This window comes from Nocardiopsis sp. NPDC006198, assembly GCF_040613895.1.
Classification (GTDB): domain Bacteria; phylum Actinomycetota; class Actinomycetes; order Streptosporangiales; family Streptosporangiaceae; genus Nocardiopsis; species Nocardiopsis tropica.
This window is the reverse complement of record NZ_JBEXSY010000118.1, coordinates 1-8,080: the sequence shown is the minus strand read 5'-3', so window position 1 is coordinate 8,080 and position 8,080 is coordinate 1. Positions and strand designations below refer to the sequence as shown.

Below are 8,080 nucleotides of genomic sequence, written 5' to 3'. Positions count from 1 at the left end.
CCGCCCCGCCCCGGGGGGGCGCCGGGCCCGCCGGGGGCCGCCCCGCCCCCGCCGTCCGCGCGGGCCCTACGGAGCCTTGGGTTTCTTGTCCGAGGTGAGGGCGTCCTTGGCCTTCTCACCGGCCTGCTTGAGCTTGGACGTGGTCTTCTCGGTCTTGCCCTCGGCCTGCCACTGCTCGTTGCCGGTGGCCTTGCCGAGGGACTCCTTGGCCTTGCCCTTGTACTCGTCGGCCTTGTTGCCGGCGCGGTTCTGCTCGGACATGTCAACCTCCTGCTGGGCATTCGGTCCTGGTCCCTGCCCTCACCGCTGTGGCGGCTCCCAATCATGATCCGCAGAAAAAATCTTCCCAAAGGGGACGAATTCTCCTGAAATCCTGGGTCGGGAGGCCGTGCGCGTCAGCCGCGCGGGGCGATCGGCACCACCGAGGCGAACGGGGCGTGCGTGGTCAGCCGCCTCTCGATCCCCTCGCGGACCATCGCCTTCGCGGTCGCGACGGCGGCGCCCACCTCGGCGCCCTTGGCCAGTTCGGCGGTGATCGCGGCGGCGAAGGTGCACCCGGCGCCGCTCACGCGCTCCTCGCCGATCTTCGGGGCGCTGAGGACCGTCACCTCCTCGCCGTCGAAGTACACGTCCACCGCGTCCGGGCCGGGGAGTTCCGTGCCGCCCTTGACGACCACGTGCTCCGGGCCGAGTTCGCGGATGCGGCGGGCGGCCTCGACCAGGTCGTCCACGGAGTCGATGCGCTCCATGCCCGCGAGGGTGCGCGCCTCGAAGTGGTTGGGGGTGATCACCGTGGCCAGCGGGAGGATCTGGGCGGTGAGCGCCTTGTCGGTGTCCAGGGCCGCGCCCGCCTCCTGGCCCTTGCAGATCAGGACCGGGTCCAGGACCACGTGCCGCCACGGCTGCCGCCGGAGGGCCTCGGCGACCACGTCGATGGTGTCGGGGGTGCCGAGCATGCCGATCTTCACCACGTCCAGGTCGTGGCAGGCGGTCGCCGCCTCGATCTGGTCGGCGATGACGTTCGGGGCGACGGGGACGAACCGGTGGCCCCAGCCGTTGCCGGGGTCGAAGGAGACGATGCAGGTGATCGTCCCCATCCCGTAGACGCCGAGCTCCTGGAAGGCCTTGAGGTCGGCCTGGATGCCGGCGCCGCCGGTGGCCTCCGATCCTGCGATCACGTACGCGCGGTCGGTCATGGGGGACCAACCTCCCTCTGTCGATGTGCTGTTGCCGGTCTCGGGATCCCTCGCGGGTTCACGAACCCGTTGTTATTGCATCACAAGCGCAGGTCCCGGGCGTTCGCGGAGTCCGTGGCGGGCGTCACGGGCGCCGCGACGCGGTCGCCCGGCGCCGGTGGCCGCGCGGTCCCGGGGGCGGCGCGGCCGGTCCCGGCCACGGGACCTGTCGCCATATTAAAAATAGTGTCGTATTATTTTTTCATGGCGAGAACGGCGGACCACGACGAGCGGCGACGACAGGTCGCCCGGGCACTCCTGCGCTCGGTGGGGAGGCGGGGACTGGCGAGGACCACCCTCGCCGACGTCGCCGACGAGGCCGGGGTGTCGGTCGGGCTGGTGCAGAGCTACTTCCGCACCAAGTCCCAGCTGCTCCGGTTCGGGGTGGAGTACATGTACAAGCAGGGCGAGGCCCGCCTCGTGGCACTCGCCGCGGGCGAGGGGCCCGCCACCGTCCGGGAGTGGGTCCTCCGCGCGGCGGAGACCCTCCTCCCCCTCGACGACGAGCGGCGCCTGGAACTCACCGTCTGGCTGGAGTTCCTGCCGGCCACCATGGCCGACGCGGAGATGTCCCGGCTGCACAGGGCCACGACGCGGCAGCTCGTCGACGCGTTCGAGCAGGCGTTCGGCGAGGGCCTGCGGGCGGGCGAGCTGCCGTCCGGCACGGACGCCCGCGCGGAGGCCGCCGCCCTCGTCGCCTTCGTGGACGGCCTGACCGTGCACCACCTCGTCACCGGCGGGGACTTCGCCGAGGCCCCGGTCCTCGCCTCCCTCACCACCTACGTCGACCGGCTCTTCACGGACCCCGAGAGCCCGTGACCCACGTCCGACCGAGAGCTGGGATGTCCGCATGACCACCACCGATCCGCAGACCGGGACCCCCGCCCGGGCGGGGGCGCGCCTCCCCCTGCTCGACGTCCTCCGGGGCGTCGCCATCATGGGCACCCTCGCCACCAACGTGTGGCTGTTCACCGCCCCCGGCTCCGAGGCGAGCTTCCTGTTCGGGGCGGAAGCCCTCGTCACCCTCGCCGACTTCCGGGAGTCGCCGTCCGCGGCCTCCCTGGGGGAGGGGCTGTTCCTCTTCCTCGCCAACGGCAAGTTCCTCGCCCTGCTCACCCTGCTGTTCGGCGTGGGCCTGGCGATCCAGTTCCGCTCGGCGGCCCGGCGGGGGGAGCGCTGGCCCGGCCCCTACAAGTGGCGGGCGCTGTTCCTGTTCACCGAGGGCCTCGTGCACTTCACCCTGGTCTTCGCCGCCGACGTCCTCATGGGCTACGCGGTCACGTCCCTGGTGGTCGCCTGGCTGCTGACCCGCTCCCGGAGGGCGCGGGACGCCGTGATGTGGACGGCGGCGGCCCTGCACGCGGCCCTCATCGGGCTCCTCACCGCGGTGATGGTCCTCGACCCGGCCACGGCGGGAGGGGAGCCCCCGCCCGAGGTCGTGGACCTCTACGCCCACGGGAGCTACCTGGACCAGGTCGCCTTCCGGCTCGACCACGTGCTCCTCTTCCGGGCCGAGCCGATCCTCACCTTCGCCCTGATGGTGTTCATGTTCCTGCTGGGCGTGCGGCTGTTCCGCGCCGGGGCGTTCGGGGACGACGCCGCCGGCCGCCGCATCCGGGGCCGCCTGCTCGTGTGGGGCCTGGGCGTCGGGGTGCCGCTCAACCTGGCCACGAACCTGGCCGGGCCCGGGCTGGCCCTCCTGGACCGCTACGTCGCCGCCCCGGTGGTGGCGCTCGGCGTGATCGGCGCGGTCGGCTGGGTGCTGGACCGGGCGAACCCCGGGGGCCGCGCGGTCACGGCGGTGTCGTCCCTCGGCAGGACGGCCATGAGCGGCTACGTGGCGCAGAACCTCGTCTGCGTGCTGGTCCTCCACGGCTTCGGCCTGGGCCTGGCCACCCGCCTCGCCGACTCGGGCCCCTGGTGGGTGATGGGCCTGTGGGCGGCGCTGTGCGCGCTGCTCCTCACCGCCTCCACGCTGTGGCTGCGCCGGTTCCGCGCCGGTCCCCTGGAGGCCCTCCAGAAGGCGGTGCTGGCGCGGGCCCCCGGACACCGCCGCTGACCCGGCCCGTCCCGCCGGGCCGTCCTGCGGCCCGGCGGACGCGGGGGCCTCCGGGCGCCGGCGCGACCGCCGGGGCCGCGCCGTTCCGAAGGCCCCCGGGCCCGGACCCGGTCAGGCGACGGGGTTCTCCGCCATCGCCATCGCCCTCGCCTCGACCCTCTTCTTGATCAGCCCCATCTCGACCGGGGCCTCCCGGTTGATGTTGGCCGTGATCTGCTCGTCGCTGTAGGGCGAGTCGGGCTTCATGGTGAACTCGTTGCGCCAGGTCATGAGGACCCCGCCCGAGACCTCCTCATAGGTCCAGTGCAGGTTGATGAACTCGAACGCCCCGGTCTCCACGCGCCGGGCGCGCACCTCGCCCGCGGCGCGGTCCATGACGCGCTCGGACACCCAGCTCCACACGCGGCCCTGGTCGTCCGGGAACTTGGTGATCCGGAACCGGACGGTGTCCCCCTCCCTCTCCAGGACCTCCACCTCGGCGTACTTGGGGAAGAAACCGGTCCACTCGCCCAGGTCGTTGGTCATCTCCCAGACCAGGTCGAGGGGGGCGTCGATGACGATGCTGTTCTCGGTACGCGAGGGCACGGCCGTCACGCTCCTTCCATGTGGGCGGGGACGTCCCCGTTGACCAGGGCCACGAGTGCGGCGGGGGAGGGCGCCTGCTCCGCGTCGGCGCCCAGCTTGAGGCCGGTGCGGCGCTCGATCTCGGCCACGATGCCGAGGACGCCGAGGGAGTCGACCCCCAGCTCGTCGAAGGTCTGCGAGGACGCCGTCTCGACGTCGGTCCTGATCCCGGCGCAGGCGGAGATCAGCTCCACCTGTTCCTCGATCGTGATGCGGCTCTCGGCCATGGGTCTCCTTGTTGTCGTGTGTCAGACGTGGTCGGGATGCTGGAGGACGAGCGCGGAGTTCCCGCCGCCCACGCCCCGGGACAGCACCAGCGCGGAGCGCAGGCGTGCGGGGCGGGCGACCCTGGTGACCAGGTCCAGGCCCAGGGGCGCGTCCGGTACGTGGGGGGTGGGGGGAACGACCTGGTGTTCCAGGCTCAGCACCGCGGCGGCCACGTCCAGGGCGCCGGCCCCGGCGTAGGCCCGGCCGAAGCCCGCCTTCGGCGCGGTGACGGCCACGCCGTCGGGGAAGAGCCGCCGCAGCGCCGCGACCTCGTCGGCGTCGGCCTTGGGGAGGCCGACGGCGTCCGCGAAGACGACGTCCACCCCCTCCGGGCCCACCCCGGCGCGGCGCATCGCCTCCTCGGCCGCGCGCAGGAGGCCCTCACCGCCGGGGTCGAACGCGCCGACGCCGCCGAACGTGCTCGCGTGGCCCGCGACGACGGCCCGCACCCTGGCCCGGCGCGCCCGCGCGGTGGCCGCGTCCTCCACCAGCGCGACGGCCGCGCCCTCCGCCGGGACGAAGCCGCACGCCCCCTCCGTGAAGGGCGCGTACGCCGTGCCGGGGTCGCCGCCCTCGCTCAGGACCCCGCTGCCCAGCTGGGTGGCCAGGGCGAACGGCGAGCCCAGCGCCGCGTCGCTGCCGCCGACCAGCATCGCCGGGGTTCCGCGCCGGAGCGCCTGCCGGCTCTGCCCCAGGGCGTCGAGCATGCCCGGCTCGTCGGTGGTCAGCACACCGCACATGCCCTTGAGGCCGTTGCTGATCGACACCTGGCCCGTGCTGGCCGCGTAGAACCAGGCGATGGACTGGTAGGGGCCGACGAACTCCGGCCCCCGCCCCCACAGGGCGGCCAGTTCGCGCTGGCCGAACTCGTTGCCGCCGCTGCCGCTGCAGATGAGCACCCCCGTGGCGTAGGGGTCTGCGGCGACGTCGACCCCCGAGTCACGCAGGGCCTCGTCGGAGGCCACCATCGCGAACCAGCTGAACGCGTCGGTCCGGACGACGTAGCGGCCCTCGATGTGCTCGTACGGGTCGAACCCGGGGACCCTGCCGCCGAGGCGGACCGGGTAGCCCCGGGCGCCGACGTCGGGGATCGGCGTCAGGAGCGTCCGCCCCTCCACCAGCGCGGCCCAGTAGGCGTCGGTGCCCGTTCCCGCCGGGGACACCGTGCCCAGGCCCGTGATCACCATGGTCATGGCCGCTCCTCACTCTCCCCGGTCCAGGACGACCGCCGACTGGAACCCTCCGAAACCGCTGCCCACGGACAGCACCACGTCGGTCCTGTGCTCGCGCGCGGTCACCGGGACGTAGTCGAGGTCGCACTCGGGGTCGGGTGTGGCCAGGTTGGCCGTGGGCGGGACCACGCCGGTGTCCATGGCCAGGACGCAGGCCACGAGCTCGATCGAGCCGATCGCGCCGAGCGAGTGCCCCACCATCGACTTGATCGAGGTCATGGGGACCCGGCGGGCGTGCTCGCCGAGCGCGCGCTTGACGGCGTCGGTCTCGTGCCTGTCGTTCTGCACGGTCCCCGACCCGTGCGCGTTGACGTAGTCCACGTCGGTGGCGGAGCGCCGGGCGTGGTCCAGCGCGGTGGTGACGGCGCGCGCCATCTCCGTCCCCTCGCGCCGCAGGCCGGTCATGTGGAAGGCGTTGCCGTGGTTGGCGAAGCCCGCCACCCGGCAGCGGACGCGGGCGCCGCGCCGCCGCGCGGCCGACGCCTCCTCCAGGACGAGGACGGCCGCGCCCTCGCCCATGACGAAGCCGTTCCTGTGGCGGTCGAAGGGCCGGGAGGCGCGCCCCGGGTCGTCGTTGCTGTCCGACGTCGCCTTGATGGCGTCGAAGCAGGCCATGGCGATGGGCGAGATCGGCGACTCGGCCGCCCCGGCGACGACCACGTCCGCGAGGCCGTCCTCGACGGCCTGGGCGGCGTAGCCCACCGCGTCCAGCCCGGACGTGCACCCGGTGGAGACCGTGCGCACCGGGCCGCGGGCGCCGACCAGCTCCGCGATCTCCCCGGAGAGCGTGCTCGGCATCAGCGCGAGGTGCGAGTGGGGCGCGGTGGCGGTGTGGTCGACCACCCAGTCCGCGCCGCCGCGGCTCGTCACCGCGTACTCCCGGTCCAGGCGGGTGGTGCCGCCGACCGCCGTGCCCATGCTCACCCCGACGCGCCAGGGCGGGACGCCGGCCAGTGGGGCGCCGCTGTCGGCCAGGGCCTCGGCGGCTGCGACGGCGGCGAACTGGACGTACCGGTCCATGCGCGCGGTCAGCTGTTCGTCCAGGCCGTGCGCGGCGGGGTCGAAGTCGACCTCGGCGGCGATCCGGGAGCGGTAGCCCGCCGGGTCGAACAGGGTGATGCCCCGGGTGGCGGTGCGACCCGCGGTGAGCATGTCCCAGAACGCGGTGGCGCCGATGCCCCCGGGGGCGACCACGCCCACGCCGGTGACGACGGCCTCACGCTTCACGGCGCGCCCCCTCGCGGCGGGTGCGGCGTGGCGGACGCGTGCGGGTCTCGGAGGAGGCGCCGCGGTGCCGCCGCGGCGCCCGGTGGGAAGTGCCGGACGGAGGTGTGACGCGCCCCGGTGACACCGGGGGACGGCAGATCTGGGTCAAGGGTGTCTTCTCCACGAGTTCAGGGATATCGACCGGGGCCGGTCGCGGGGCGTGATGCCGAACGGTCCGCGGGTGCTGTGCCGCGCCTCGGGCGGGTCGGGCGACGGACAGCGGGCGAGAGCGGCCGCGGAGTGACGGGTCGGAGGCGGTGCGGCCGGTCACGGGAGACCGCAAACGGCCGACATCGCTACTTTCTGTGTTTGTGATATCACGATGTGGAGTCGATCTGGCGTTGGCCATGCCCCTGACGACGACCTGGTCGGCCAGGTTCCCCGTTTTCCCTGCGGCCCCCGAGCGGCTTGTCCGGCTGTTCGGTATTTGTTCGCCCTCCGGAGCGGCGCACCCGCCCGGCGAACGGGAAACCCCGGGTCCACGACCCGGGGGCGGCCGGGATCCGGTGTGCGGACCGGCGCGCTCCGCCTCCCCCACCCTGCCCGGCTCCCGCCGCCCGGGGCCGCGGACACGGTCCGGTCCCGGGCGGGCGCCCGACGGCGGCCGTGCCCGCCGGAACCGCGGGCGTGTCCGTCCGGGCCGCTACAGCCAGTCGTGCTCGCGCGCGTACCTGGCCGCCTCGTGCCTGGTGCGCGTCTGGGTCTTCTGCATGGCGTTCGAGAGGTAGTTGCGCACCGTGCCCTCCGCCAGGTGCAGCCGGGCGGCGATGTCGGCGGCCGAGTACCCCTCGCCGGTCGCCCGCAGGACGTCCACCTCCCGGTCGGTGAGCGGGCAGTCGTCGATGACGGCGAGCGCGGACACGTCCGGGTCGATCCACCGCTTGCCCCCGTGCAGGGTCGCGACGACCGAGGCGATGTGCGCCGGCTCCGCCGACTTGCTGACGAAGCCCTGGACCCCCAGCCGCAGGGCCTTGCGCAGAACCCCGGGCCTGGCGTGCCGGGTCAGCATGAGGATCACCTGGTCCGGGAGTTCCCGGCGGATCGCCGCGACGGCCCCGAGCCCGTCCGTCCCGGGCATCTCCAGGTCGACGACGAGCACGTCGGGCCGGTGGCGGAGCGTGGCCTCCACGGCCTCCTCCCCGTCCTCCGCCTCGGCGAGCACGGTGATCTCCCCCTCCATGGGGAGCAGCGCGGCCAGCGCCTTGCGGAGCAGGGCCTCGTCGTCGGCGAGCACCACGGTGGTCATCGGTCGTCCTTCCGTGTCGGTGCGGGGCGGTGCGGCAGGGGGGAGGCGCCGTCGGCCGTGCGCGGGAAGCTCGCGGCGGTCAGGAACCGTCCGTCCTTGCGCTCCACCGTGAGCTCGCCGCCCTCGCCGGCCACGCGCTCGCGCAGGGTCG

9 protein-coding genes and 1 pseudogene are annotated in these 8,080 nt (G+C 73.9%); 2 read left to right on the top strand and 8 right to left on the bottom strand.

Annotation, left to right across the window (positions count from 1 at the left end; translation table 11 throughout):
* Positions 1–66: 66 nt before the first annotated feature.
* Both ABZ234_RS33635 and thiD read right to left on the bottom strand, forming a co-directional pair.
* Positions 67–261 carry a CsbD family protein gene (locus ABZ234_RS33635; RefSeq protein WP_267946895.1) on the bottom strand — a complete coding sequence of 65 codons (195 nt, stop codon included), beginning with the start codon at positions 259–261 and terminating at the stop codon, positions 67–69.
* A 134-nt stretch (positions 262–395) separates the two neighbouring features.
* A complete protein-coding gene (gene thiD / locus ABZ234_RS33630) occupies positions 396–1,196 on the bottom strand; it encodes a bifunctional hydroxymethylpyrimidine kinase/phosphomethylpyrimidine kinase (protein WP_355014733.1) in 801 nt (266 codons plus the stop codon).
* 243 nt (positions 1,197–1,439) lie between these two features.
* Here thiD and ABZ234_RS33625 point away from each other — a divergent pair, with 243 nt between their 5' ends.
* A complete protein-coding gene (locus ABZ234_RS33625) occupies positions 1,440–2,054 on the top strand; it encodes a TetR/AcrR family transcriptional regulator (RefSeq protein ID WP_355014732.1) in 615 nt (204 codons plus the stop codon).
* Between the two features lie 31 nt (positions 2,055–2,085).
* A complete protein-coding gene (locus ABZ234_RS33620; protein ID WP_355014731.1) occupies positions 2,086–3,294 on the top strand; it encodes a DUF418 domain-containing protein in 1,209 nt (402 codons plus the stop codon).
* A gap of 111 nt (positions 3,295–3,405) precedes the next feature.
* On the opposite strand, the gene ABZ234_RS33615 is transcribed toward ABZ234_RS33620, so the two are convergent.
* The 6 genes and pseudogenes from ABZ234_RS33615 to ABZ234_RS33590 form a co-directional block, all read right to left on the bottom strand.
* Positions 3,406–3,888, bottom strand: coding sequence for an SRPBCC family protein (locus ABZ234_RS33615; RefSeq protein ID WP_267946891.1), 483 nt, complete (start codon positions 3,886–3,888; stop codon positions 3,406–3,408).
* Positions 3,885–4,145, bottom strand: a complete 261-nt coding sequence (locus ABZ234_RS33610; RefSeq protein WP_355014730.1) for an acyl carrier protein — start codon at positions 4,143–4,145, stop codon at positions 3,885–3,887. The genes ABZ234_RS33615 and ABZ234_RS33610 overlap by 4 nt, the downstream gene beginning before the upstream one ends.
* A 21-nt stretch (positions 4,146–4,166) precedes the next feature.
* Positions 4,167–5,378, bottom strand: coding sequence for a beta-ketoacyl synthase N-terminal-like domain-containing protein (locus ABZ234_RS33605; RefSeq protein ID WP_267946889.1), 1,212 nt, complete (start codon positions 5,376–5,378; stop codon positions 4,167–4,169).
* A 9-nt stretch (positions 5,379–5,387) separates the two neighbouring features.
* Positions 5,388–6,644, bottom strand: a complete 1,257-nt coding sequence (locus tag ABZ234_RS33600) for a beta-ketoacyl-[acyl-carrier-protein] synthase family protein (protein ID WP_355014729.1) — start codon at positions 6,642–6,644, stop codon at positions 5,388–5,390.
* A gap of 682 nt (positions 6,645–7,326) precedes the next feature.
* Entirely contained in the window at positions 7,327–7,929 is a 603-nt protein-coding gene (locus ABZ234_RS33595; RefSeq protein WP_267946887.1) for a response regulator transcription factor, read from the bottom strand.
* Positions 7,926–8,080: pseudogene (locus ABZ234_RS33590) on the bottom strand (sensor histidine kinase); the annotation flags it as partial. The pseudogene ABZ234_RS33590 and the gene ABZ234_RS33595, both read right to left, overlap by 4 nt.